General features: G+C 61.4%; 23 protein-coding genes. 13 read left to right on the plus strand and 10 right to left on the minus strand.

From position 1 onward, the window contains the following. Nucleotides 1–11: 11 nt before the first annotated feature. The 5 genes from pflA to V7E26_RS02180 all read left to right on the plus strand — a co-directional run bounded on the left by pflA (nucleotide 12) and on the right by V7E26_RS02180 (nucleotide 5,400). On the plus strand, nucleotides 12–839 hold the full coding sequence (gene pflA, locus V7E26_RS02160; RefSeq protein ID WP_324412990.1) for a pyruvate formate-lyase-activating protein: 828 nt from the start codon (nucleotides 12–14) through the stop codon (nucleotides 837–839). Between the two features lie 22 nt (nucleotides 840–861). After that, on the plus strand, nucleotides 862–2,463 hold the full coding sequence (locus V7E26_RS02165) for an aspartate:alanine exchanger family transporter (RefSeq protein WP_324412992.1): 1,602 nt from the start codon (nucleotides 862–864) through the stop codon (nucleotides 2,461–2,463). A gap of 31 nt (nucleotides 2,464–2,494) precedes the next feature. Next, nucleotides 2,495–3,352 carry a formate/nitrite transporter family protein gene (locus V7E26_RS02170; RefSeq protein ID WP_324412994.1) on the plus strand — a complete coding sequence of 286 codons (858 nt, stop codon included), beginning with the start codon at nucleotides 2,495–2,497 and terminating at the stop codon, nucleotides 3,350–3,352. A gap of 116 nt (nucleotides 3,353–3,468) precedes the next feature. Then, a complete protein-coding gene (locus tag V7E26_RS02175; RefSeq protein WP_324412996.1) occupies nucleotides 3,469–3,975 on the plus strand; it encodes a CBS domain-containing protein in 507 nt (168 codons plus the stop codon). Between the two features lie 39 nt (nucleotides 3,976–4,014). Then, on the plus strand, nucleotides 4,015–5,400 hold the full coding sequence (locus V7E26_RS02180; protein WP_324412998.1) for a GntP family permease: 1,386 nt from the start codon (nucleotides 4,015–4,017) through the stop codon (nucleotides 5,398–5,400). Nucleotides 5,401–5,428: 28 nt separating this feature from the next. On the opposite strand, the gene V7E26_RS02185 is transcribed toward V7E26_RS02180, so the two are convergent. After that, nucleotides 5,429–7,633: a DUF3141 domain-containing protein gene (locus tag V7E26_RS02185; RefSeq protein WP_442893341.1), complete on the minus strand. Its 2,205-nt coding sequence runs from the start codon at nucleotides 7,631–7,633 to the stop codon at nucleotides 5,429–5,431. Between the two features lie 214 nt (nucleotides 7,634–7,847). Here V7E26_RS02185 and V7E26_RS02190 point away from each other — a divergent pair, with 214 nt between their 5' ends. Beyond that, nucleotides 7,848–8,369: a GNAT family N-acetyltransferase gene (locus tag V7E26_RS02190; RefSeq protein ID WP_324413002.1), complete on the plus strand. Its 522-nt coding sequence runs from the start codon at nucleotides 7,848–7,850 to the stop codon at nucleotides 8,367–8,369. A gap of 44 nt (nucleotides 8,370–8,413) precedes the next feature. Here the strand turns inward: V7E26_RS02190 and V7E26_RS02195 are convergent, their stop codons facing one another. The 4 genes from V7E26_RS02195 to V7E26_RS02210 all read right to left on the minus strand — a co-directional run bounded on the left by V7E26_RS02195 (nucleotide 8,414) and on the right by V7E26_RS02210 (nucleotide 10,775). After that, complete coding sequence (locus V7E26_RS02195; protein WP_324413004.1) at nucleotides 8,414–8,698, minus strand: hypothetical protein; 285 nt, start codon at nucleotides 8,696–8,698, stop codon at nucleotides 8,414–8,416. A gap of 248 nt (nucleotides 8,699–8,946) precedes the next feature. Next, on the minus strand, nucleotides 8,947–9,141 hold the full coding sequence (locus V7E26_RS02200; RefSeq protein WP_324413006.1) for a hypothetical protein: 195 nt from the start codon (nucleotides 9,139–9,141) through the stop codon (nucleotides 8,947–8,949). 426 nt (nucleotides 9,142–9,567) lie between these two features. Beyond that, the gene (locus V7E26_RS02205; protein ID WP_324413008.1) at nucleotides 9,568–10,212 is read right to left on the minus strand and encodes a hypothetical protein; all 645 of its coding nucleotides are present in this window, start codon (nucleotides 10,210–10,212) and stop codon (nucleotides 9,568–9,570) included. A 236-nt stretch (nucleotides 10,213–10,448) separates the two neighbouring features. Next, nucleotides 10,449–10,775: a hypothetical protein gene (locus V7E26_RS02210; RefSeq protein WP_324413093.1), complete on the minus strand. Its 327-nt coding sequence runs from the start codon at nucleotides 10,773–10,775 to the stop codon at nucleotides 10,449–10,451. Here V7E26_RS02210 and V7E26_RS02215 point away from each other — a divergent pair. From V7E26_RS02215 to V7E26_RS02245, 7 genes are all read left to right on the plus strand, one after another. Then, nucleotides 10,695–10,871, plus strand: coding sequence for a hypothetical protein (locus V7E26_RS02215; protein WP_324413084.1), 177 nt, complete (start codon nucleotides 10,695–10,697; stop codon nucleotides 10,869–10,871). The genes V7E26_RS02210 and V7E26_RS02215 overlap by 81 nt on opposite strands. Nucleotides 10,872–10,892: 21 nt before the next feature. Beyond that, the gene (locus V7E26_RS02220; protein WP_324413010.1) at nucleotides 10,893–11,030 is read left to right on the plus strand and encodes a hypothetical protein; all 138 of its coding nucleotides are present in this window, start codon (nucleotides 10,893–10,895) and stop codon (nucleotides 11,028–11,030) included. Nucleotides 11,031–11,080: 50 nt separating this feature from the next. Further along, a complete protein-coding gene (locus V7E26_RS02225) occupies nucleotides 11,081–12,124 on the plus strand; it encodes a patatin-like phospholipase family protein (RefSeq protein ID WP_324413012.1) in 1,044 nt (347 codons plus the stop codon). A gap of 14 nt (nucleotides 12,125–12,138) precedes the next feature. Beyond that, a complete protein-coding gene (locus V7E26_RS02230) occupies nucleotides 12,139–13,593 on the plus strand; it encodes a GntP family permease (RefSeq protein ID WP_324413085.1) in 1,455 nt (484 codons plus the stop codon). Between the two features lie 258 nt (nucleotides 13,594–13,851). Beyond that, a complete protein-coding gene (locus tag V7E26_RS02235) occupies nucleotides 13,852–15,012 on the plus strand; it encodes a sensor histidine kinase (protein WP_324413014.1) in 1,161 nt (386 codons plus the stop codon). Nucleotides 15,013–15,067: 55 nt separating this feature from the next. After that, the gene (locus V7E26_RS02240) at nucleotides 15,068–15,685 is read left to right on the plus strand and encodes a response regulator transcription factor (RefSeq protein ID WP_324413016.1); all 618 of its coding nucleotides are present in this window, start codon (nucleotides 15,068–15,070) and stop codon (nucleotides 15,683–15,685) included. Between the two features lie 119 nt (nucleotides 15,686–15,804). Continuing rightward, nucleotides 15,805–16,473, plus strand: a complete 669-nt coding sequence (locus V7E26_RS02245) for a response regulator transcription factor (RefSeq protein ID WP_324413018.1) — start codon at nucleotides 15,805–15,807, stop codon at nucleotides 16,471–16,473. A 329-nt stretch (nucleotides 16,474–16,802) separates the two neighbouring features. Here the strand turns inward: V7E26_RS02245 and V7E26_RS02250 are convergent, their stop codons facing one another. From V7E26_RS02250 to V7E26_RS02270, 5 genes are all read right to left on the minus strand, one after another. After that, nucleotides 16,803–17,618 carry a hypothetical protein gene (locus V7E26_RS02250; protein WP_324413020.1) on the minus strand — a complete coding sequence of 272 codons (816 nt, stop codon included), beginning with the start codon at nucleotides 17,616–17,618 and terminating at the stop codon, nucleotides 16,803–16,805. A gap of 216 nt (nucleotides 17,619–17,834) precedes the next feature. Then, nucleotides 17,835–19,082, minus strand: coding sequence for an arginine deiminase (gene arcA / locus V7E26_RS02255; protein WP_324413022.1), 1,248 nt, complete (start codon nucleotides 19,080–19,082; stop codon nucleotides 17,835–17,837). Nucleotides 19,083–19,106: 24 nt separating this feature from the next. Continuing rightward, nucleotides 19,107–20,540 carry a basic amino acid/polyamine antiporter gene (locus tag V7E26_RS02260; protein WP_324413087.1) on the minus strand — a complete coding sequence of 478 codons (1,434 nt, stop codon included), beginning with the start codon at nucleotides 20,538–20,540 and terminating at the stop codon, nucleotides 19,107–19,109. A 179-nt stretch (nucleotides 20,541–20,719) separates the two neighbouring features. Continuing rightward, nucleotides 20,720–23,806, minus strand: a complete 3,087-nt coding sequence (locus tag V7E26_RS02265) for an efflux RND transporter permease subunit (RefSeq protein ID WP_324413024.1) — start codon at nucleotides 23,804–23,806, stop codon at nucleotides 20,720–20,722. Further along, entirely contained in the window at nucleotides 23,803–24,888 is a 1,086-nt protein-coding gene (locus V7E26_RS02270; RefSeq protein WP_324413026.1) for an efflux RND transporter periplasmic adaptor subunit, read from the minus strand. Before V7E26_RS02270 ends, V7E26_RS02265 begins: the two co-directional genes overlap by 4 nt. Between the last annotated feature and the right edge of the window lie 220 nt (nucleotides 24,889–25,108).

The raw sequence follows: 25,108 nt of genomic DNA on the forward strand, positions 1-25,108 counted from the left end.
AGGCAGCTCACATGTCTACGGTCAAGCCACTCGAATCCGGCAGCCGGCACGACCTTCGAACGGGCGTATCTCCCGATGCGCCCGACGAGGACAAGTTCAAGGACGAGCAAGGCGCGTTCGGATATTGCCATTCCTACGAGTCCTCGTCGCGCTACGACGGCCCTGGCCTGCGCGTCGTGCTGTTTGTCTCCGGGTGCCTGCTTCGCTGCACCTATTGCCACAACCCGGACACCTGGCACCTCAAGGACGGCACCTATGTTTCCGTCGAACAGGTGCTGCGCCGGCTTGGCGACTTCGCTCCGTCGCTGCGTAGCCTCGGCGGCGGACTGACCATATCGGGCGGCGAGCCCATGGTGCAGCTCGCCTTCACCAGGCGCATTTTGGCCGGCGCCAAGCAGATGGGCCTGCACACGGCGATCGAGACATCCGGCTTCCTCGGCGACCGCGCCGACGACAGCTTTCTTTCGGTCCTCGATCTCGTACTGCTCGATATCAAGAGCTCCGATCCCGACACCTATCGCAAGGTGACGGGACGCGATATCGCGCCGACGCTGCGCTTCGCCGAACGCCTCGCATCGATCAACAAGCCCGCTTGGGTCCGCTTCACCCTGGTGCCAGGCTCGACCGATGATCCGGCGAATGTCGAGGGCATCGCCAAATTCGTCGCCCCCATGAAGAACGTCGAATGGGTCGAGGTTCAGCCCTTCCATCAGATGGGTGAGTTCAAGTGGAAGGCGATGGGCATCGACTACAAGCACTACGACACGTCCCCGCCTTCCCGCGAACTGACGAACAGGGTCATCGGCCAGTTTCGCGACGCCGGCTGCAACGCCCGCTAACAGACCATTGCCGGAGAGTTACATGTTGGACCTCGCCCGAGACATCATTGGGAGCCAGCCGATCCTGACGGCGTTTCTCGCCATCGGCGTCGGCTACCTGGTCGGCCAGATCAACATCTTCGGCTTCTCGCTTGGCGTCGGCGCCGTGCTGTTCGTGGGACTTGCCCTCGGCGCGTTCGCCCCGAAAGCCCAGATCATCGGCCCGATCGGTCTCACCGGCCTGATCATGTTCCTCTACGGGATCGGCATCCTCTACGGCCGGCAGTTCTTCGAGGGCATTATCGGCTCGGGCCGGAAATATAATCTTCTGGCGCTGATCGCCTGTCTGGCGGGCCTCGGTGTGGCGCTGGGTCTTGGACAGGTCTTTGGCATCAAGATCGGCCATACGCTCGGCCTCTACGCGGGATCGATGACCAGCACGGCGACGCTACAGGCCGCGCTCGACGTCACCAAGACCAAGGATCCTTCCATTGGCTACTCGATCGCCTATCCGTTCGGGGTCATCGGCCCGATCCTTTGCATCTATTTCATGACCCGGCTCGTGAAGCCGAAATTTCCGACCAAGGTCCAGCGCTTCCACATGGGCGAAATTTCGATCGGCACCAGCTTCGCCGGGCGTACCCTCGACGATCTGAACAAGGCGGTCCTCAGCGAGGTCCAGGTGACGATGCTGCGCAAGGCCGGCCAGAACATCGTTCCGGCAGGCAATACGGTGCTGTCCGCCGGCGATGCCCTGCTCGTGGTCGGAGAAAGTCAGGAAGCGATCGCATCAGCGGCAGCCAAGCTAGGCAAGCTCGAACCGGGCCGGCTCGCCAGCGACCGGGCGGATCTCGACTACATCCGCGTATTCGTCGGCAGGGCCGGCGTGGTGGGAATTCCGCTCGCGAGCCTGCCGATGCCGTCGGGCTTTTCGACCCACCTGCTGCATGTGCGGCGCTACGATGCCGACCTCGTACCAACGCCCGACCTGATGCTGGAATTCGGCGACCGTGTCGGCGTGTTGACGCCGCCGGACCGCAAGGAGGACATTCGCAAGCACTTCGGCGACTCGGTGAAGGCGACCGCCGAATTCAGCTATGTATCCCTCGGCCTCGGGATGGTGCTGGGCGTCCTGCTCGGCCTGATACCGATCCCGATTCCGGGCGTCGGCATCGTGACGCTGGGGATCGGCGGCGGACCGCTGATCGTCGCCCTCATCCTCGGCAAGCTGCGCCGCACCGGACCCATGCTCTGGACCATGCCGCTGCCGGCGAACATCGTCCTGCGCAATTTCGGGCTTGCGATGTTCCTTGCCACCGTCGGCGTCAATGCGGGCCAACCCTTTGTCCGCACCGTCGCGGAGTCCGGCTTCACCATGCTGTTCATCGGAGCTGCCGTCCTGCTGATCACGGTCGCGATTGTGCTGCTGGTCGGTCACTACGTCATGCGGATCCCGTATGACGATCTCGTCGGTATCGCATCGGGTGCAACCGGCAACCCCGCCATTCTCGTCTACTCGACCAAGATGGCGCCGACGGAACGGCCGGATATCGGTTACGCCATGATCTTTCCGTCGATGACCCTGGTGAAAGTGATCGCCGTGCAGATCGTCGGCCTCCTGGCGCTCGGCAGCGCGGGCGGGTAACGGCCAAGCCGGAGCGAGCAGGAAGATCCAGATGGCTGATCCGACGCCCGCGCCACAGCCGCCAATCTTCAACTTGCAGGCCTACAGTCCTGCGGAAATGAAGGAGGCTGTCGAGAAGGTTGGCGTGAAGAAGGCCAATTTCCCGTTTCCGGTATCCTTCATGCTGGCGGTCGTGGCCGGCGGGGGCATCGGCTTCGGTGCGCTGTACTATACCATCGTGGCCAGCGACCCGACGCTCGGCTTCGCAACGGCACGCGTCCTCGGCGGACTGGTTTTTTCCCTCGGACTGCTGCTCGTCCTGATCGGCGGAGCCGAGCTGTTCACCGGCAACAACCTGATCGTGATGGCCTGGGCAAGCGGCAAGGTTTCCACGGGCACGATGCTGCGCAACTGGGCCGTCGTCTGGGTAGGCAACTTCATCGGAGCGCTTGGGCTTATTGTCCTGGTCTACTATTCCCATCATCTCGACATGAACGACGGCCGCATCGGCCTGTCGGTATTGAATACGGCAGCCGGGAAGATCCGTCCTGATGGCGTCACGCTGTTCTTCAAGGGCATCCTTTGCAACGTACTCGTCTGCGCCGCAGTCTGGCTTGCCTATGCCGGCCGTTCCGTCACCGACAAGGTGATTGCCGTGATACTTCCGATTTCCGGCTTTGTCGCCGCCGGCTTCGAGCATTGCGTGGCCAACATGTATTTCCTGCCGCTGGCCTGGCTGCATGTGCAAACCGGACACGCTCCGGCGAACTTCGACGCGTCGCTCATCACGATATCAGGGATCATCCACAACCTCGTTCCGGTAACGCTCGGCAATATCGTGGGCGGTGCCGGGTTTGTCGGCGCCGTTTACTGGACCATCTATCGGGCGGCGTTCGGCGACTCCCGGTAGCGGCCCCGGGCGGCGTCCAAGAATTCGTATCGCAGCGCACGACGACCTGCGGTTGATCGCTTGACATAGATCAACGGGCTCACCTCGCCGCTTCGCAAGCTGACAGCCTCAGCCTCTTGAAAGCGCAGGTGATGCTCATGGATCATCCACTCAGACGTCCCGAGCAAATTCTCACCTATCGGCCGCTGCGCGAGATCCTTGCCGCCAAGCCGAAGGGGCTGTGGACCGTCGGTCCCGGCGATAGCACGCTGTCGGCCATGCAGCTCATGGCCGACAAGCATATCGGTCTCGTCGTGGTCCTGGATAACCAGGCAATCGCCGGCGTGCTTTCCGAGCGCGACTGCGTGCGGCGGCTGGTGCTTGTGGGCAAGCCCGCGGGCACGACTCCTGTTTCCGAGATCATGGTCCGGGACGTCGTTACGGTGGACATCGGCAAGACGTATGCCGACTGCCTGAAGCTGATGCACGAGCACGGCATTCGTCATCTGCCGATCACCGAGAACGGCGCGCTGATCGGGGTCATCTCGGTTCGCGAGCTGATGAGCGAAGCCGTTTCTCACCACGCCAGGATCATCGGCGAATTGGAGCGCGAACGCATGACCATACTCACGTCGACCGCCTGATCAGGTCGGGTTCGCCAAGTCAACCAGGGGAGGTTCGTCGTGGATCTGCTCATCGTATTGGGCGCATTGGCATTCCTCATGCTGGTGGCCTATCGCGGCTACAGCGTGATCCTGTTTGCCCCGATCGCCGCCCTCGGCGCCGTGCTGCTCACCGATCCATCGCTGGTTCCGCCAATGTTCTCCAGCGTCTTCATGGAGAAGATGGTCGGCTTCATCAAAAACTACTTTCCGGTATTCATGCTCGGCGCTGTTTTCGGCAAGGTCATCGAGCTCTCCGGCTTTTCCAAGTCGATCGTGGCGGCCGTCATCGGCGTCCTGGGCAGGGACCGCGCGGTGCTGTCGATCGTGATCGTCTGCGCGATCCTGACCTATGGCGGCGTTTCACTGTTCGTCGTGGTGTTCGCTGTCTACCCGTTCGCGGCGGAGATGTTTCGCGCCGGCGACATTCCGAAACGCCTGATCCCTGCCACCATCGCGCTCGGCGCATTCAGCTTCACGATGGATGCGCTGCCGGGAACGCCGCAAATCCAGAACATCATCCCGACGACCTTCTTCAATACGACGACGTGGGCGGCCCCGGTGCTCGGCATCATCGGAAGCATCTTTGTGCTTGTCGTGGGCCTTACCTATATCGAGAGCCGCCGCAAGGCCGCGCAGCGCCGGGGAGAAGGCTATGGCACCGAGCTTCTCAACGAGCCGGAGCCGTTCGAAGACAAGGACTTGCCGAATCCCTGGATAGCCATGTTGCCGCTCGTGGTTGTCGGCATCGCAAATTTCGTGCTGACATTCGTGATACCGCGCGCCTATGGCGCCAGGCATGAAATCACGCTCGGAAGCCACCCGATCGTGACCCAGGTCGGCTCGGTTGCCGCGATCTGGGCCGTCGAGGGCGCGTTGCTGCTTGGCATCCTAGCCGTCTTCGTGTTCGCCTGGCGTCCGGTGCTTGGGCGGTTCGCTGACGGGAGCAAGGCAGCGGTGGCCGGCGCCCTGCTCGCTTCGCTCAACACGGCCTCCGAATACGGGTTTGGCGGCGTCATCGCGCTCCTGCCCGGCTTCAAATCGGTATCCGCCCTGCTCAGCTCAATTCCCAATCCGCTGGTCAACGAAGCCGTCACGGTGACCGTGCTTGCCGGCATAACCGGATCGGCCTCCGGGGGCATGAGCATTGCGCTCGCAACCATGTCCGACACCTTCATCGCCGCTGCGAAAGAGGCGAACATTCCACTCGAAGTATTTCACCGCGTCGCAGCGATGGCGAGCGGCGGCATGGACACGTTGCCGCACAATGGCGCGGTCATCACCCTCCTGGCCGTCACGGGTCTCACGCACAGGCAGGCCTACAAGGACGTGTTCGTGATCACCATGACCAAGACGGCCGCGGTGTTCGTCGCAATCGGGGTGTTTTACCTCACCGGAATCTACTGAGCGGACCCGTTGGAACTCCGGCGCGCGGTCATGAGGTGACGCGCCGGAGTTTCGGCGCGCCGCCCGCCGCATCCAGTCCGAACAGGCCCGAGACCTGCTTCAGGCGAGCCGCCACTTCACCCGAAATCTCGGCGCTGGCCGAGAGGACATCCTGTATCAACGAAAACACCCGCCGCCGTTCATCCATGTTGTCAGGCAGGAGTTTCGGGATCGCGGCGAGCGCGGCATCACGGTCGAGCAGCAGCATGAAGAACTGCTCCCGTACCAGCATCTTGAACTCGGCCAGCGTGAGCCGCGCTGATACGTCCGCCTGGCGCAACCGCCGCAACGCCTCGAGGCTGCGCTCGTCCACCATGCCGCGGGCTGAGCCGACATAGAGCAGCGCCCGCACGCCGGCTTCCTGCAAGCCGCCGGTTTCGATCTTCGACTTCAGATCGGCGATGCGCGCCTGCAGCAGCGCACGATGCTTCGGATCCATCTCGCGCCGGCCCGAGGGCACCGACTGTGGATCGACCCCGACGGCGGCCTGCAATGCGGGAAAACCGTAGATCGAAAGGAACATCGCTTCGCTGAGCGCCTCCTGCGAGTCCCGCCATTGGTCGAGCGAATTGACGATCTGCTTCGACAGCCTTTCCTGGAACTCCAGGAAGGGGTTGTCCCTGGCGACCGGCTTGCGCTCCTCGCGTGCCTTCTCAGCCACTTCCTCCACGGCCCGCATCCAGGGATTATGGCTGCTGAACGCCTCGTACTGCACCCGCAGCGGATGCCAGTTGCGCATCATCTCGGCCATTTGCGGCGTCACCGTCGACTTGATCCAGGGCTGAAGATACTTCCGGTAGGCCGCCAGGTTCATTTCCGAGACGCGCTTGGCGGTCTCGAAGCGGCGCTCATCCTCCGGCGAGTTGCCGCCCATGGCGCGAATGTCGTCCAGCGTCCGCGCCTCGCAGCGCATCACCCACTGCCCGACCGCGAACTCATCGTTGACGGTGCTGTCTCCCCTCGCCTCGAACGTCGCTTCATAGAGGCCGGGCGGCAGCACATCGATCAGGTCGATATTGCTGGAGAACTCAGCGTGTTCCTTCTTGGCTACGCCGCCGGAGACGAAAATGCCGAGATGGCCGATCGTCTCATGCACCGTATAGACGATGGTCTGCCCATATGCCCTGATTTCGTCGACATTGGCATAGAGATCGAGGATCCAGTGCAGCGCCTGCTGCGGCGGGGTGACGTTATCGCCCTTGGAGCAGAACACCACGATCGGCGAACGGATGTTGCGGAGGTCGACTGCCGTGCCGTCGGACATCTTGACGCGGCCGGCGGCCAGATTGTTGCCGATGAAGAGTTCATCGACGATGAATTGAATCTCCTCCGCATTCAGGTTGACGTGCCCGCCCCACCAGCGTTCAAAGTCGAGATAGCGGTCGGCCTCGGTATCGACCTTGGAGTAGACATTGTATTGCTTGGTCCACAGCGTGTTGGACGGATTCTGGTTTTCGAAGTTCTGCACCAGCCAGGCGCCGTCGAACTTGCCGCCTCCGAGATCGCTGGATAGAGCGGTCAGCCAGCTTCCGCCGAGCAGCCCGCCCGAATAGCGCATCGGATATTTGCCGTGCACGCCGGCCCAATAGGCGAGCGGCGCGCCGGCGATGACCAGCGGGCCGAACAGTTCGGGCCGCAGCGAGGCGAGAATCATCACGGCCCAGCCGGCCTGGCAGTTACCGATCACGCAAGGCTTGCCGTCGGCCTCCGGATGCCGTTCGATCACCTTCTCGATGAAGATGGCCTCGGCGCGCGCGATGCGCTCGATCGTCTGGCCCGGCATCGGCTCGGGCAGGAAGCCTATGAAATAGCAGGGATGGCCTGCCTTCATCGCAACCCCGATCTCGCTGTCGGCCTTGAATCCGCCAATACCCGGGCCATGCCCGGCACGGGGGTCGACCACGACGAACGGCCGGCGTTTCAGATCGATCTCGACGCCCTTCGGCGGGATGATCCGCACCAGCGCGTAGTTGACCGGCTGCTCCAGCTTGCGGCCATCGATGATGAGTTCCGCGGCATAGCTCAGCACATGCGGCGCGGTCTGCGCGACGTGCTCGCGATACTGGTCGCCGCGCTGGCGCATGACGTCGAGCAACAGCACGCTGCGCTGCCCGGCATCCACCATATATTCCACGGCCGAAGCGACGAGCCCGGACATGGGGCCGCCCGGCAGGATTGCATTTTCCGTCGGCATGTTTCGGCCCTCAAGTTGTCGGGAAGCTCAATCAACCGAGTTCACCCGATCGAAGCGTTGATTTAGGTCAATGTTCGAGGCCGGGTCGCTGATCGCCGCATCGGCAGACTGGGTTGCACAAGGAGCCTTGATCCAGATCAAGGGAGCGGAACCCGGCGCTGCCTTGATCATACCCGCACGAACAACGCAGTCGCTTTCCGAACCAGGAGGCGCAATGCCCGAGGCCGTCGACTACGCTGCATCAGAACATCTCCGCGACGGCAGGCCGATCGAAGTCCGTGCTCTCAGGCACGAGGACGAGGCCGGCATGCTCGCGGCGATCGAAAAGACCAGCCCCCAATCGCTGCAGCGCCGCTTCTTTGTCATGAAGCGCCACTTCTCCGACAAGGAACGCGCCTTCTTCATGGATGTCGATTTCAAGAACCATGTTGCGATCGTCGCGGTCGCGGAAGACGGCGGCAACAAGGTCATTGTCGGCGGCGGCCGCTACATCGTCTTCGAGCCTGGTCGGGCCGAGATGGCCTTTGTCGTCATCGACGCATGGCAGGGCCATGGCATCGGCTCGCTCCTGATGCGCCATCTCGTCAAGATCGCGAAGTCAGCCGGCTTGCATGAACTGACGGCGGAGGTGCTGCCCGAAAATGCTGCGATGCTGAAGGTGTTCGGGAAATTCGGCTTTCGTCCGGCCGCACGCCGCGACCCCCAGACGGTCCATCTGGTGCTGAAGCTGGACTAGCAACCGCCGACCCGCAAAGGGTCGACCCGGCTCGCGGTTCCAGTTTACCTTAGCCCGAGCGGCGATCGCCGGTAGCCACTGTTTCGAGCCTCGGTTAGGCACACGAAGCTACCGTTAAATCCCAGCCCATAACGCTTCTGGTTCTTCGTGTAGTAGCGCTCACGCTTGAAATCGAGCCAGACGACCTCATCACCGGGGCAATTTCGCTGCGCCTGGGCCTCGTAGCGGAACGGCGTGAGGACCTGCGCCAGCGCGCCATGCGACGCACAAACAACGAGAACAAGCAATGTGAAGGAAGCGCGATAGAGGTTCAACCGCGTGTCTGGCATGATTGGGTTTGCCTCCACTTGTTTGAGGGATCGTGAGGGGAGCGTCTAGTTCTTGAAGCGCGCGTAATCGTGCACCGCAAAGAAGAAGCCGACTTTGAGATGTATCGGATCAACGCGGTAATCTGCAATGGAGCAAGAGAGGCTGCCATGCCGGCAGCCTCTCTCCATCCCCTGACGCTTCCCCGAGCCGCGCCTGTCTCGTCATGGTTGTTCATCGCGAAGCGCAGATGAGACGACAACGTTCGAGTCTATCCCGCACTTGCGGGCTTCCGATCGGTGTCGAACAACCGTTGTCCGCCCTCGATATTCGTGGCGCAGCGCTCGAGCCACCGGGCCACGAGCAAATCAACCCGCGCGGCAAATCGCACTTGAACTGCGGCCAGCAGGGGCTTCGCGTCCACGGTCTGATCGAATGGTCTTTTGACGTCGTTGCGGGCGTTCATCCTGCCCTCCTGCCGGTTCGGCGGAGGGAGCGGCCCAGCGCCGAGAATTACGCTCTTGCTTTGCGGATCAGCTCACCATCGAGCTGAAAATTGGAACCCTGCGTCATCACAGACATGCACGGCCAATCGGCCAGCCGGGCAAGCGGCCGGGCGCGTACGGCAATCTCTGCGATGTGTGTGCATACCTTGCGCATGACGGTTCTCAGGAGTGCGGGCAATCAACTCGCGACCAATAAGGGAATCTAAGCGCAGAGAAAGGTCAGCGCGTCAAATTTTTTGATCACACGAGTATGAAAATTTTTGCCGTAGCGCAATTTTCGAACGCTGGAGCGGTTGGCCGGGTTCGAAAATTTCAGACCGTGGCGACCGGCGGCGGTCTGATCTTCCCGGAAACAGAGGTCCCGACCATCGGCTTCGTCCAGTGCCTCATCGCCTGGATTTCTTTTGGTATATCCCTGAAAACGACACGTTCGCGCCGCCGCAATGAAGATTGTCACCGACAACCAGAAACCTGCCGACGAGATGCATGGCGACCTGGCAATCGAGCTCGTCCGTCCCGTCGCCGGCGTTGATTGTTTGGCCGACAGGCTTTGCTTCGTAGTCGAACTCCCCGGAATGGCTACGACTGCCCGAACCCCACGTCGCTTGCCCCCTTATGACCAGCTTTCCGAGCTCTTTCGATTTTGAGATGCGAATGTAATTGTCATAACTGCGCCATTCGCCCAGCCAGTCCCGTTCTGTCGGTCGTCGGATGTTCTCCCGCCACGCAAGGCTGTCGGTCTGGATCCATCCCACTGTTTCGGTGCCCCTGCGAGGCTGAAACCAGCCGCATGCGAACTTACCAAACGTTCGAGAAACGATAACTTCATCGTTCCGAATGACATAGGTGTTCAGACGGCAGGTCTGGTCGTCCGGGCAACGCTCGTTATCATCGCCGTAGAAATGGATCTTGTCGCCGGCCGCGGCCTTGATCTTTGCCAGCCTGTAGTCCTTGCTCTCACGCGGGAAGTAACCGCTCCGGCAAACGTTGTCAGGGTTGCCCTTCAGTTGGGCGAATACGGGAAATGTCATCAGGAGGCTCCACGACAGGAGCGCAAGCGAAACAAGAGATCTCATTGGGTCTCGATCGTTGATTCAGTTTTCATTTGAAATAACGCACGGGTGGGGATCGCAGCAACTCTGTCGCAACCCGTCACGGGATTCAAGCAGGTCGCGGGGAGAACAGGACCTCGAAACATCAGCGGCAAGGCGGCAGCCTTGCTTCCCGTCGCCTGATGTCCCGAACTAGGTATCCTCTCCGCGGAAGCTCAGGGTTTTGTGGGACGGCCCTTAAAGACAAATGCTGTATGTTGATCCAACTTGAGTTCGGACGCGCGGCTCGATGCCGGCGCGGCGCCTTGGTGTTGGCCGAACCGGCGATCGGCCCGAACAACGAACAAGTGTAAAAAATGAAGAAATCTCTGGCGCTTCTGTTCTTGATTGGAATTGCGACAACGGCGATTCACACTGAAGTTGTCGCACAGCCGGCGCGCGGCGCCGCGACCGGCGCGATTATCGGCGGAGCCGTTGGCGGCCCGCGTGGCGCAGCAGTCGGTGCGGCCGCTGGAGCTGTCGCCGGAGCCCATCGACGGCATCGCCGCTGGCATCCTTACTACTGGCGGCATGGACAATGCTGGTATCGCTCCCGGAGCGGAAGATCTCATCCTGTGTCGCATCGCCACTGCCGCTGACAACGATATGGGGATCGTGCAATGCGATCAGACATCCTGTCGGCGGAAGAGCATGCGCATGACGATCCACAGCCGTCATTCCAGTGGATGGTCCACTACGCCGCCATCGGATCGATCTCGCGCCACTCCTCCGAACTCGAACCACTCTTCCAGAAGTGAACTGACAGACCCCAGTATGAATGGGCCAAGCTGCCCTTGAGAGAATTGCGATGTCGCCTGAGACCACCAATGTCACGACACGGGCCCCGGTTCTGATCGACCTTGCCCTGCAAGGCGGTGGGTCTCATGGCGCCTTCACCTGGGGCGTTCTCGATCGGCTGCTCGAGGAGCCCTGGCTGCGCATCGAGGCGATATCCGGGACCTCGGCTGGTGCGATGAACGCAGCGGTTCTTGCTGACGGCTGGGCTCAGGACGGCGCAGCCGGAGCGCGGGCGGCGCTGGATGCCTATTGGCGCCTGGTTGCGCGCGGAGCCGCGTTCAGCCCGCTGCAGCGGTCGCCATTTGACAAGCTCCGCGGCCGCTGGTCTCTCGATAGCTCTCCGGCATATTTCGCGTTCGATCTGATGACGCGAGTTTTCTCGCCCTATGATCTCAACCCTCTCGGCCTGAATCCGCTGCGCGCCATACTTGCCAAGAGCATCGATTTCGATCGCCTCGCGCGCTCGTCGATAAAGCTCTTCATCACAGCTACGAGCGTGCGAACCGGACGCGGGCGCATCTTCCGGAACGCCGAGATTTCCGCGGACGTGCTTCTGGCGTCGGCCTGCCTGCCAACCATGTTCCAGGCCGTCGAAATCGATGGAGAGCACTATTGGGACGGTGGCTTCGCCGGAAATCCGACCATCACACCGCTCATTCGCGAAAGCGATTCGCACGATACGATCCTCGTACAGATCAATCCACGCGAACGAAAGGATATTCCGCGCACGGCGAACGATGTGCTCAATCGCCTCAATGAGATCTCGTTCAATTCCGCACTTATGAAGGAGCTGCGAATGATCGCGCTGCTCAGGCAGGTTGCCAATCCCGGTCACGGAGAAGGTTCGCGCTGGGCGGAGATGCGTACGCACCGGATCTGGACCGACAAGCTTGCCGACTTTGGCGCGTCCTCAAAGCTGAATGCCGAGTGGGAATTTATTGCCATGCTCAAGGAAGAGGGACGCCACAGCGCGGATCGATTCCTCGCGCTACACGCCGAAGACCTCGGAAAGCAGTCCACCGCGGACCTGGATGTGCTGCTGCAGGAGTGCTGAGGATCATGAACTTGATTGGCCTCGCTGGGATCCTGATTGGCCTCGGCCTTTTGATCTGGCTGGCGTATCGCGGGTGGAGTGTCCTGCTGCTGGCACCCATCGCGGCGATGATCACCGCACTTGCTTCCGGCGAACCGTTGCTGGCCCATTGGACGCAGACGTTCATGGGCAGCGCCGCCGGTTTCCTCGGCCAGTTCTTTCCACTGTTCCTGCTTGGCGCGCTGTTCGGAAAGCTCATGGAAGACAGCGGCTCGGTCACGGCGATTGCCCGCTTCACTACGGAGCGGCTCGGCACGCAACGTGCCATGCTTGCCGTTGTGCTTGCCGGAGCGATCGTTACCTATGGCGGCGTAAGTCTGTTCGTCGCCTTTTTTGTGCTCGCGCCCATGGCGCAGCAACTGTTCCGTTCCGCTGGAATTCCGCGACGGCTGATGCCAGCGGCGATCGTGCTGGGCACATCGACTTTCACGATGTCGGCCCTGCCGGGAACGCCGTCGATCCAGAACGCTATTCCGATGCCATTCTTCGGCACCACTCCCTTTGCAGCGCCCGGCCTCGGCGCTCTGGCAGCGCTGATCATGCTCGGCTTCGGCATGTGGTGGCTCGGCCGAGAACAGGACCGTGCCGGGACAATCCACGAAGCGCCCGGAGATCACGAGCCTCCCTCAGGCGAGCGTCTTGCCGCTGACGAGATACTGCGCGAACGGGCCACGGCCGCGCGCGAATTCGATCCGGCGGAAATCATGCGCGCCAAGCCGAGCGAGACGCCGTTGGGATTTTTACCCGCTGCGCTTCCGCTTGTGATCGTCATATCGGTCAACGTCATCATGTCCATTTTTTTGCTCCCTCGGATCGACACGTCGTTCCTGGCCGAAAGCCGTTGGGGCGGGACGTCAATCGCTGCGATCGGCGGAGTCTGGGCGGTAATGACGGCACTTGTCTGCGCGATTGCGGCAACGCTCGTGATCAACTACCGCAGATTGCCATCGGTTCGGAAAACGATGGACGCCGGAGCCAACGCGTCGGTGCTGCCTGCCCTTAGCGTTGCGAGCCTGGTTGGATTTGGCGCCGTCGTGGCCGCTATGCCGGCTTTCGGCGTCGTGCGCGACGCGGTGCTCGGCGTGGGCGGCGGCCCGCTCGTCTCACTTGCCATCGCGACCAACATGCTTGCAGCACTGACCGGCTCGGCATCCGGTGGTTTGACCATAGCTCTTGACGCGCTTGCGGCGACCTACATGGAGCGCGCGGCAGACCTCGGGATAGCTCCCGCGCTGTTGCATCGCGTGTCGGTGATGAGTGCCGGAACACTCGATAGCCTTCCGCACAACGGCGCGGTGGTGACGTTGCTTGCCGTCTGCGGCTCGACCCATCGCGAGAGCTATCGTGACATCGTTATCGTGGGCATTGTCGGGCCCATCATCGCCCTAGCCGCGACCATCGCGCTCGGCTCGATCTTCGGCGCGTTCTAGGACCTGCTGGCATAGCTACGCCGCGACAACGAGTTGGCGCTGTCCTGGCTGCGTTGCCGACAGTCTTGCAATGTTGATTTAAATCAACATGTTGCTGCGCGCGCACGATTTACCTCTTGGGGTAGCGCATATGTGTACTATGCTACCGATCGTATTCTTGCGGCTGCTGCCATAGCTCGTTCCGAGCAAGGGTAGATAATCTCGAATCCAGCCGTTGAGAGCGAATTCGGAGCTAGCCAGGAAGGCGGGGTGCGTGCCGTGAAGTCGTACAGTCCTCCCGCCGGCTCGTTGACGCTGCACGACACTGCGAAAGAGCCAATTGTCTCCCATGCCGTCAGGCAGTTGGGCCGCGCTCCCGATGAATATCTCCTTTTTGCAGTGCGCCCGCTGCGCGGCGGAGGGTTTGCGTATGAAGGGATCAATGAGGCGTTCGGAGCGCTTCTGGGAATATCGTCACGCGAAGTGCCGGGTCTCAACATCTCCCGTTGCATGGGATGGGAGGATTCAGAGTCCGTCTGTGACGTCCTCCAGGCGTGCCTAGCGCAGAAAAACGAAACCAGAGTTCATCACAGCCTGACGCTCGGAGGTTTCCGGCGGGACGTCGAGACGACCGTTATTCCCGTCCTCGACCGCGCAGACTGCGCCATTGTGCGACTCGTTGGAAATCACCGCATACTCCATGAGGAATCCGAATGGGAACCAGACAACATGGCCGATCTCCGAAACTGTGTGAGCCTGGCCACCATTCAGGAAGGTATCCAGCAGCGGATAGCGTCCGAACTTCATGACTCGACCTGTCAGCATCTGGTTGCCGCAAGTCTTGGCTTGATGCGCATCCGCGCCTGCCTGGGTTCGGCCAAGGCGCACGAAAGCATTTGCGATGATGTTGATGCGTCGATTGACGAAGCGTTGCGGGAGATCCGTTCTCTCACCTACCTGCTGCATCCTCAGAGCCTGATGGTAGAGGGGCTGAAGGCCACGATCGAGTGCTACGCCCATGGCTTTGCTGCCCGCACGTTGTTGCGCGTGAGCCTTGGTATCGACGCTGGTGTCGATCGGCTCTCTTATGATTGCCAGCACGCGATGCTGCGGATCGTCCAGGAAGGGCTCACCAACATTTTCCGCCACGCCAATGCGACAGAGGTCAGAATCGTCGCCGACGTGACTGATCGACGGCTTCGATTGACGATCAGCGACAACGGACGCGGCTTTCCAGCCCGACGCGAGAAAGGCCGCACCGACGCGACCTCGATGGGGGTCGGGATTCCCGCCATGAGAGCAAGGTTAGAGCAGCTTGGCGGCAAGCTCGAGATCGGGTCTGACCCGACAAGATCGTATTCCGGCACGACGTTGTGCGCGATGTTCCCGCATCGGGCGAGATTGAAGCGAGACAAACGCCGGCTTGCGGTGCGGTCTTGAGTGTCAGGAGCCGTTCCATAGCTGAGGCGTTGGTGCAATGAGCCGGAGTTCACTGATGAAGCGAATTCTTATCGCCGACGACCACGACGCGGTCCGTGCCGGTCTCCGTGCCGTGCTCGAGCAACGTGCCGACTGGGAGGTCGTCGCGGAGGCGGTAGACGGCAACAAGGCGGTTTCCGCGGCGATCGAATATCAGCCGCACGTCGCTATCGTCGATTTCTCCATGCCTCGCATGACCGGGGTGGAGGTGGCCCGGCGCATCAAGGAATACCCGCTGCCGACCGAGGTTCTGATTTTCACCGTTCACAACTCCATCGTGCTGGCGCAACAGGCCTATCAGGCCGGTGCGCGGGCATTCCTGGAAAAGTCCGACTCGAACAAATTGCTGCTTTCTGCTGTCGAGTCGCTGCTGGCGCACAGGCCATTCGGTTTCAAGAACGGGCGGCACGACGATCGGAAAGAGGCTGACACGCATAAGGGGCTCACCCCGCGCGAGCGGCTCGTCGTCAAGCTGGTTGCCGACGGCTATAGCAACAAGGGCATCAGCGCCATCCTGAACCTGAGCGTGAAGACCACCGAGGCGCACCGGTCTGCCGCGATGCGGAAGCTCGACGTGAACTCGACAGCCGGCCTGGTCAGATACGCCGTTCGAGCAAGGTTGGTCGACGCATGAGCGGAGGCCCGGCCGTTGGTACATTCGCCGTGGAATATCAGGGTTTTGTAGTATAGCGCATAGAAGGATGGCCGATACGATCCACCCACTTGGTATTGGTCATTGCCGTTGATTATCCCATGAATTCCGGGCTGACATACGGGAACGACGCCGCGAAGCGCATCCTGATTGCCGACGATCACGAAATTGTCCGTTCCGGGCTTCGTGCGATCGTAGAAGCGCGCCCCAATTGGACCGTCTGCGGAGAGGCGACAAACGGTGAGCAGGCCCTGGCTTTGGCATTGAAGACGCCCCCCGACATCGTCATCGTTGACTATTCCATGCCGCTCATGAACGGACTCGAAGTCTGCCGACGCCTCAACTCGGCGAACCTGAACACTCAGGTCTTGATACTCACGATGCACGAGAGCGAGGAATTGCTGAGCGAGGTCATTATGGCCGGCGTCCGCGGCTTTCTGTTCAAGTCGGACGCACGAAAGCACCTGACTTCCGCGATCGAGGCCCTGCTCGAAGGCAGGCCCTACTTCACCAGCGCCCTGCTGGAGAAGCTCTTGCACAACTATCAATCGAACAAGCAGAACAGGTCCGACGAGTTGCTCACCTCGCGCGAAGAGAGCGTTGTCCAACTCATCGCGGAAGGGCATACAAACCGATCGATCAGCGGCATCCTGAAGCTGAGCGTAAAGACCGTCGAGACTCATCGCTCCGCAGCAATGCGCAAGCTCGGAATGTCATCGACCGCGCAGCTTGTCCGCTATGCGATTCGCAAGAAGCTGGTCGCGCCCTGAGACTCTGCTCGGCGTTGTCGCCTGTCCCCTTCGCCGGCTTTCGAACCGAGCATGGCCGAGCCCGCTATCGATTGCTGCCGGTACCGGCGCTCGACCTCTTCTTTTGCTTTGGGACCGGAGCGGGCTGAGGTTCCGGGGCAATCACCAGAGGATGACCGGGTGTCCGAAGACGGTCAGTTGCAACGTCGTCTCTTAGAGCATCCGTATCCAGGCGCTGACTTCGGTCAACTGCATCGCGCGGATCCGCGACTGCTGCGGTCACCCACGTCAATCCGAAAACCGCCCCCAGCAGCAGTAACAAGCGTTTCGCACGCATTCTCATTTCCCTTTCAGAAGGCGAAGTCGAGCCGCGGGCCAATCCGAAGATCCCTGTAGTGCCGAAGCGCAACATTCGACGTTCGCACCTCGTACAGCACGGTGGTCGTGAGCGACAGGTTCCCGGCGAACCTATATCTCAAACCGAGATCGACTGAATAGAGCTGGTCCTGCCGGCCAGAATTCAATCCATCCGTGAACCAATAGGCTTCAAATAGCGGCGCACTCACGATCGACCATTTCGGATCGAGTTTGACCTCGATGCCGAGAACGGCGTCGAAGCGCCAGCGCCGAGCCTCCGCCAGATCCGAAAAACGATAAGTCAACAGCAGCAACGGCGACAACGTTACATTGTCGAGCTGAAAGTCTCTGGCAACGGAGCCCATAACGTCATGCGAGGTGAACGCCAGGTCACGGTAGACGCCGTCGAAATCATAGCGGTTCTCGTAAATGGCGGAGAACCGCCAACCGAACCAATTCTCGGTCAAGCGCCCGCCCAGACGAGCGTTCGAGAAATTTCCGTGCTTCTCCCTTGCGAAAGCTTCGTACAGCGCGCGCGCATAGAGCCGATAAGACAAGTCGTTTGTCAGGTAGCCGTCCAGTCTGACGCTGACATCGGGCTCATAATAGAAGTCGGATTTTCGATTGTCGCGGCTGAACAGAGCGTTGGTGGTATACGTCGGCGAGACAGAGCCAACCACGCTCCACGTCGGCGACGGTAACGGCGGCGGGTCTTCCTTGAAGGCCTTCAGATCGATCTCGGCCGCGAACGCAGCGGTCGAACCAACAAGTAGACCAATCATCTGCAAAAGAATTCCAGATGTACGCATCTGAACCCCCGAGATTGCTGGGCCGTCCTCCCTACCCACGGCGATAGGCCTTGACGTCGGGAGGTTAGCCATCAACGTGGCGTGTGCGGCGCTCGCGAAGCACCCCCGGCGAGAGACTACGCGATTCCGATCGGGCGCGCGCGATCATTCGACGCAATGTTCGGGCACCATCTTCGTCCAGGATGGCACCCGCCCCTTTGCTTCCCTGCCTTCCGTCTAATAATCCACGGCGTCGCGGATGATCGGACAGGTCATGCAGTGCCCGCCACCACGGCCGCGACCGAGTTCGGCGCCGACGATCGTGATGACCTCGATGCCTTCCTTGCGCAGCAGGGTGTTGGTGTAGGTGTTGCGATCATAGGCAAAGACGACGCCCGGCGACGCGCAGACGAGATTTGCGCCACTGTCCCATTGCGTGCGCTCGCGCATATAGGCGTTACCGCCCGTCTCGACGACGCGCAGTTTCTTGAGGCCCAGCGCTTCCCCGATCGTATCCACGAATGATTTTTCGTCCTTGCGGAGTTCCACTCCCGAGGGCGTATTGGCCGGCCGATATGAGTAGGCCGTGATGTTGTTGACGATATCCGGATAGAGCAGCACGCAATCGCGGTCGGCGAAGGTGAACACCGTATCCAGGTGCATCGCAGCCCGAAGCTTCGGCATTGCCGCGACGATGACGCGCTCGGCGGCCTTCTTCTTGAAGAGAGCCGCGGCAACCTGGCTGATTGCCTGCCGCGAGGTGCGCTCGCTCAAGCCGATCAAGACGTTGCCCTTGCCGATCGGCATCACGTCGCCGCCTTCGAATGTGGCGAGCCCATGATCCTGCGTCGGATCGCCCCACCAGACATTCACCTTTCCGGCGAAGTCCGGATGAAACTTGTAGATCGCCGTCGTGAGGATCGGCTCTTCGTGCCGCGCCGGCCAATACAGGGAGTTCAGGGTGACACCGCCATAGATCCAGCAGGTCGTGTCCCGCGTATAGAGCGTATTCGGCAGCGGCGGCAGCAGATATTCGGTCATGCCTGCGGCTTCGCGAACCAGCTTCAGCGCCTCTCCACCGTGTGCATCCGGAAAATCGTGGGTCGACACACCACCGATCAGGGTCTCCGCGAGATCGCGGGGCTTGAGGCCTTCAAGATACGAGCGCAGCTCCTCGACAAGACCAAGTCCAACCTGGTTCGGGATGACCTGGTTGTCGAGGATCCATTTCCTGGCTTCCGGAATGGCCACCGTCTCGGCGAGCAGGTTATGCATCTCGACGACGTCTACACCGCGGTCGCGCATTTTCTGCACGAAGTCGAAATGGTCGCGCTTGGCGTTTTCAACCCACAAGACGTCGTCGAACAACAGCGTGTCGCAATTTGACGGCGTAAGCCGCTGATGGGCCCGGCCAGGCGAGCAGACCATCACCTTTCGGAGCTGGCCGACCTCGGAATGAACACCGAATGCTGGGGGGTTCGCCATTGATGGCTCCTTTTTGTTGGTGCGCTAAATGGTGATGTAGCCGGTAGCCAGGCCATGGATGCCGATGACGCAGCCCGCGACTGCGACCGCGAACAGGATCCATTCGGCCGGTGCGAAGAGTTGTCGGCCCTGCTCTTTCCGGGTGATGTAGTAGAGGATGGTGCCCGGAGCGTAGATGATGAACCCGAGCAGCAGGAATTTCATTCCGCCGGCGAACAACAGGAATAACGTGTAGATCGTCGCCAGAACGGCAATGATGGTATCCTTGCGGAGATCAGCCGAATCCTTTTCGTAGGTCTCCTTGCGAAGCACCAGCATCAGCGCAAACGCCGCAGACAGGAAATAGGGTATCAGCGACAGGTGGCTGCATAGCGACAGCGCAAAGGTAAAGGCGTCGTCTGAGAACAGCGTGGCAATGAGCACCGTCTGGATCAGCAGCGTGGTCATCAGCAGCGCCGATGACGGCACTTGATTGGCGTTCTCTCGTGCCAGGAACGCGGGCATGTCCAGCTTCTTGGCCGCCACCGAAAGCACCTCGGCGGCCATCATCGTCCACGCCAGATAGGCGCCAAGCACCGAGACGATCACGCCGGCGCCGATAAAGACGGCTCCCCAGTGGCCGACGGCGGCCTCGAGCACGCCACCGACCGAAGGCTGCCGAAGTTGCGCGATTTCGGCGCGGGGCAGGATGCCGTAGGCCAGGATGGAAACCGACGCGAACAGCGCCAGCACGCCGAGAAATCCGGTGACGGTGGCGACACCCACATCTTCGCGCTTCTCCGCAAAGCGCGAATAGTTGCTCGCACCCTCGATGCCGAGGAAGACGAACACGGTCACCAGCATCGTCGCCTTGACCTGCTCGAACAGGTTGCCGTAGTCCCCAGCCGCCCCGCCCCAGAGGTTGTCCGCGAACACGGCGGGCTTGAGGAAGAAGATCGACAGCACCACGAACAGCAGCAGCGGGATGATCTTGGCGATCGTGACGATCGCGTTGATTCCTGCCGCTTCCTTCACGCCGCGCAGCACCAGAAAATGAAATGCCCAAATACCGACCGACGAGATCAGCACGGCGGTCAACGTGTTGCCCTGCCCCAGGGAGGGGAACAACGCGCCGAGCGTCGACTTGATCAGGATCCAGTACGACACGTTGCCGACGCAGGCGCTGGCCCAGTAGCCGAACGCCGAGAAGAAGCCCACATATGGCCCGAACCCCGCGCGCGCATACGCGTAGACGCCGGCATCGAGATCCGGTTTCCGGTTGGCAAGCGTCTGGAACACGAAACAGAGCATGAGCATGCCGGCGCCGGCGATAGCCCAGGCGATGAGTGCCCCGTAGATGCCGGTTGCCTGCGCAAAGTTGCGCGGAATGGAGAACACGCCGGCGCCTACCATGCCTCCCACCACCATGGCGGTCAGGGTCCGCAATGGGAGCTTTTGTACGTCGGTATTGGTGCTCATGAAGACATCCCGATCGTCTGCAATGCCCTTACGGCGGACGAAGCGCGGGGAGTCCGGCGACGAGGTGACATCTGCGTTGGCCATGTGGCCGAGCACCAAGGCGATCGGCGCCAACAGCGTGCATCTACCGGGGGGTGGGGAACATCGGGTTGACTACCTAGCCGAAGATGATGATTTCCCTATCCGGCTTGGCCCTCGCCTTTCAGCGGCTTGTGCAGCGCGGTCTCGTCGGGGGACCTTGTTGCGCCGAACCACGCGACATAGAGCGTCGGCAGGAAGACGAGCGTAAGGACCGTCGCGACCAGCAAGCCACCCATGATCGCAAATGCCATTGGTCCCCAGAACACCGTCGGCGCGATCGGTATCATCCCGAGTACCGTCGATATCGCTGTCAGCATGATCGGGCGGAAACGGGAGCTGCTGGCATCAACCGCAGCGTCCCACGGCGTCTTGCCCAAGGCGCGTTCGGCCTCGATCTGACCGATCAGAATCACCGCGTTCTTGCTGATCATGCCGATAAGCGCGAGCACGCCGAGGATGGCGACGAAGCCCAACGGCCTGCCCGAAAGCAGCAATGCGCCGACCACACCGATCAGGCCGAGCGGCGCAACGCTCAAGACCATGAAAAGCTTCGGAAAGCTCTGCAGTTGTACCATCAGGACGGTGAACATGACCAACAGCATCACCGGCACCACTGCCAGCACCGATGCCTGCGACTTCTGACTTTCTTCCACGGTCCCGCCGACGACTATGTTGTACGATCGAGGCAGCGTGCTTTTGAGTTGCTCGATCGCCGGCGACAGCGAACCGACCACGGCCTCCGGCAACTTCTCACCGACGAGGGCGGCCTGCACCGTCAGGGTCGGTACGCGATCGCGCCTCCAGATGAGTGGAAATTCCTGGTCATATTCGAACCTGGCAAACTGACTGAGAGGAACGGTCTGCCCCCCCGGCAGCGGCACCTGGAGCGTTCGGAGGCTGTCGAGCGAAACCCTCTGCTCGTCGGTTGCACGTGCCACCAGGTTGATCAGATAAATGTCGTCCCGGACCTGGGTAACGGGCGTGCCCGATATGACGGCGTTAAGCACGGTTGCAATCGCCTGCGAACTGAGGCCCAGCAGGCGCGCCTCGTTCTGGTCAACGCGAATGCGCACCTGGCGGTCGGGTTCCATCCAGTCGAAATTTACCTGCTTGGCGTCCGGACTGGCGGCGACGATCTGTCCGACCTTGAGCGCGATCTCACGCACCCGCTCCACATCCGGCCCGCTGACCCGATATTGAATTGGCCATCCGACGGGTGGCCCAAGCTCGAGGGGGGACACGAACGCAATGGCTTTCGGAAAATCCTGCGCCAACAGGTCGTTGAGCCTGCGATGCAGGCGCTCGCGCGCGGCGACATCCTTGGCGATCACAACGGCCTGGGTAAAGAAATCGTTCGGTAGCTGGACGTTCAACGGCAAATAGAAGCGAATCGCGCCGCGTCCGACATAGGTGCTCCACCGCGCCACGTCGGGGTCCGCGGCAAGCGCCGCGTCAAGCCGCTTCGCCGCTGCTTCGCTCGCATAGATCGAGGCGTTCTGCGGCAGGCTGACGTCCACGAGCAGCTCTGGTCGATCCGACGACGGAAAGAATTGCCGCGGGATCAACGGCATCGCGAGGAGCGAAGCGCCAAAGAACGCCAATGAGACCACGATCGTGACCCATTTGGCACGCATCGCAAATGTCAGGAAACTCCGATACATGCGGAAAATCCGGCCCGGCTCGGCCGTGTTGGCTTGATTCGGTGGAACGAGCAAGGCCGCTCCCAACAGTGGTATGAAAATGACGGCAACGAGCCAGGAAACCAGAAGCGCAATCGTCACCACTGCGAAAAGCGAAAAAGTGTATTCGCCGGCAGAGCTTGCCGCGAAGCCCACCGGTATGAAGCCGGCGATCGTTACCAGCGTGCCCGCCAGCATCGCCATGGCGTGGGTGCGGTATGCGAAAGCTGCGGCCTCGATCTTGCTCGCCCCCTCGCCCAACCGCGTAAGCGTCGCGTCGGTGGTCGTCATCGCATCATCGACCAGCAGGGCGAGCGCGATGATGAGCGCGCCAAGCGATATGCGTTGCATGTCTATGTGGACGAGACCCATGATCGGAAAGACGATCGCCAGCGTGAACGGTATGGCGAGCGCGATAATCAGGCCTGGCCGGATGCCGAGGCTGATGAAGCTGACGACCATGATGATCGCGATCGCCTGCATCAGCGAGACCATGAATTCGCGGATCGCCTGATCGACCACAACGGGCTGATCCGCGACGAGGATGGGCTCGATCCCGATCGGCAGGTCGGCTGTGATTTCTGCCATTGCCGCCCTGATGTTGGCACCAAGGGCAAGAATGTCTCCGCCGTCCCTCATCGCGATTGCAAGCCCGATGGCCGGTTGGCCGTTGACTCGAAACATCGGCTGCGGCGGGTCCGCGTAGCCGCGCCGCACCTGCGCGATATCGCTCAGGCGAAGCATCCGCCCCCCGGCGGCGAAATTGATGTTTGCGATGTCCTGTTCCGACTGGAAGCTGCCCGACACCCGGAGCGATATGTTCTCCGAGCCGGTCCGTACCACGCCAGCCGGTCGCACGATGTTCTGCGACTGGAGCGCCGCAAGGAGAGCGGACCGGTCGATTCCGAGCGTCGCAAGCTCCTTGGTGGAGAACTCGACGAAAATCACTTCGTCCTGCGCACCCAGGAGCTCGATCTTGGATACATCAGGTACGAGAAGCAGCCGCGATCGGATGGCTTCGACTCGATCGCGCAACTCGCGCTGGGTAAAGCCGTCACTGGTGAAGCCGTAGATGATGCCGAACGTATCGCCGAATTCGTCGTTGAATCCCGGACCGACGACACCGGAGGGAAGCGTATGACGCATGTCTCCGACCGTCTTCCGCACCTGGTACCAGGTGTCGGCAACCTCTTTCGCGTTGGCGCTGCCCTTCAGATTTACGAAAATGGTTGCAACACCCGCCCGTGTGAAACTTCGGAGGAAGTCCAGGTGAGGCGTCTCCTGGAGCGTCCGTTCGAGGCGCTCCGTTACCTGTTTCATCGTCTCCTCGACGGATGCGCCGGGCCAGGCGGCCTGGACGACCATGGTCTTGATGATGAAGGCAGGATCTTCGTTGCGCCCCAAGCGGAAATAGGACAGCGCACCGGCCAGCACCGCAATGATCATCAAGTAGACGACCAACGAACGGTGTCTCAGCGCCCAATCGGAAAGATTGGCGCCGCTCATGGCTCTGACCCGAGCAGGCGCACTTCCTGACCGGGATGAAGCGCCTGAACGCCGGCGGTGACGATGATCTCTCCCGTATCGAGGCCTTGCGAAACGATCACCTGCGCCTGATCGAAGCGAAGGACATCAACGTTGCGGACCGAAACGACCTTGGTCGATGGATCGACGATCCACACCGCGGGCCGCCCGTTCATCCTCGTCAGTGCCGTCGCAGGTATGTCGATTACCGGCCCGGAACTGGATTGGACCCGCCCGTTCACGGTCGCGCCGAGCTGCATGGCTGCCGGCGGGTTCGTCAGGCCAACCTTGACCTCGAACGTTCGCCTGACGGGATCGGCTTGCGCCGCGATCTGACGAACACGCCCGCGCGCCGTCACCTTCGGGTCGTCAGCCAGGCTGACGGTGACCTCCTGATCGGTCGATGCGGATCTGACCAGTTGCGCCGGAACATCGAATACCGCGTCGCGGCCGTCCTGCCGCGCGATCCTCACGATCATTTGCCCGGCCTGAACGACCTCGCCGGCGGACGGCCCGGTCGCCGTGATCTTGCCCGGCGCGTCGGCCTTGAGTTCGGTGAAACTCACGAGGTCGTGGGCGGTAGCCAGTTGAGCCTCCGCCGCTTCGACCTGCGCCCTGGCTGTCTGCTGTGCCTGCGTCGCCACCTCGAAATTCGCACGCGTGGTCCACCCCTGGGCCAACAGCGTCTCCTGGCGTTCGTAATGATTGCGCGCCTGCGTCAACTGGCCCTGCGCGGCGGCGAGGGCAGCCTGTGCTTGCCGCAACGTATTCAGCTCATTCTGCGATTCCAGTCGCGCCAGCAACTGTCCCGCCTCAACCCGATCGCCGACCTTGGTGCTGCTCTCCAGCAGCCGTCCTGGAATCCGGAAAGCAATCGATACTTCGTCATCCGCCTCGATGTGGCCGGTGAAGGTCAATGGCGTCGAGGCTTCCCGCTTCTCGATCGTTGCGGTGCGGACCGGACGCGGCGGCGTCGCCTGCGTTTCGCTGCCTGGTCCGCAGCTTGCAAGCATAAGCGAACATGCCGCCGTCACGAGCGCGAATGAGAGGATCTGTCGAGGCATCGAAGAGGTGCCCTTTACGTTATCGAAAACAGGCCCGGGAAGACGACGCCTTCCGGCGATTGCGCCGTGGGCATCTTCATCGATAGGCCCGAGGGCAGACATCGGTAAATCTACCCGGTGCGACGGGATGCAACCGCGATGCGCGCGAGGGGCTACTGGGGAACTCCCGGTGCGTGATCAGGCAATCACCTGATATTTTTCGCACCCGCGGACGGTCACA

It is taken from the genome of Bradyrhizobium sp., assembly GCF_036735945.1.
Classification (GTDB): Bacteria; Pseudomonadota; Alphaproteobacteria; order Rhizobiales; family Xanthobacteraceae; genus Bradyrhizobium.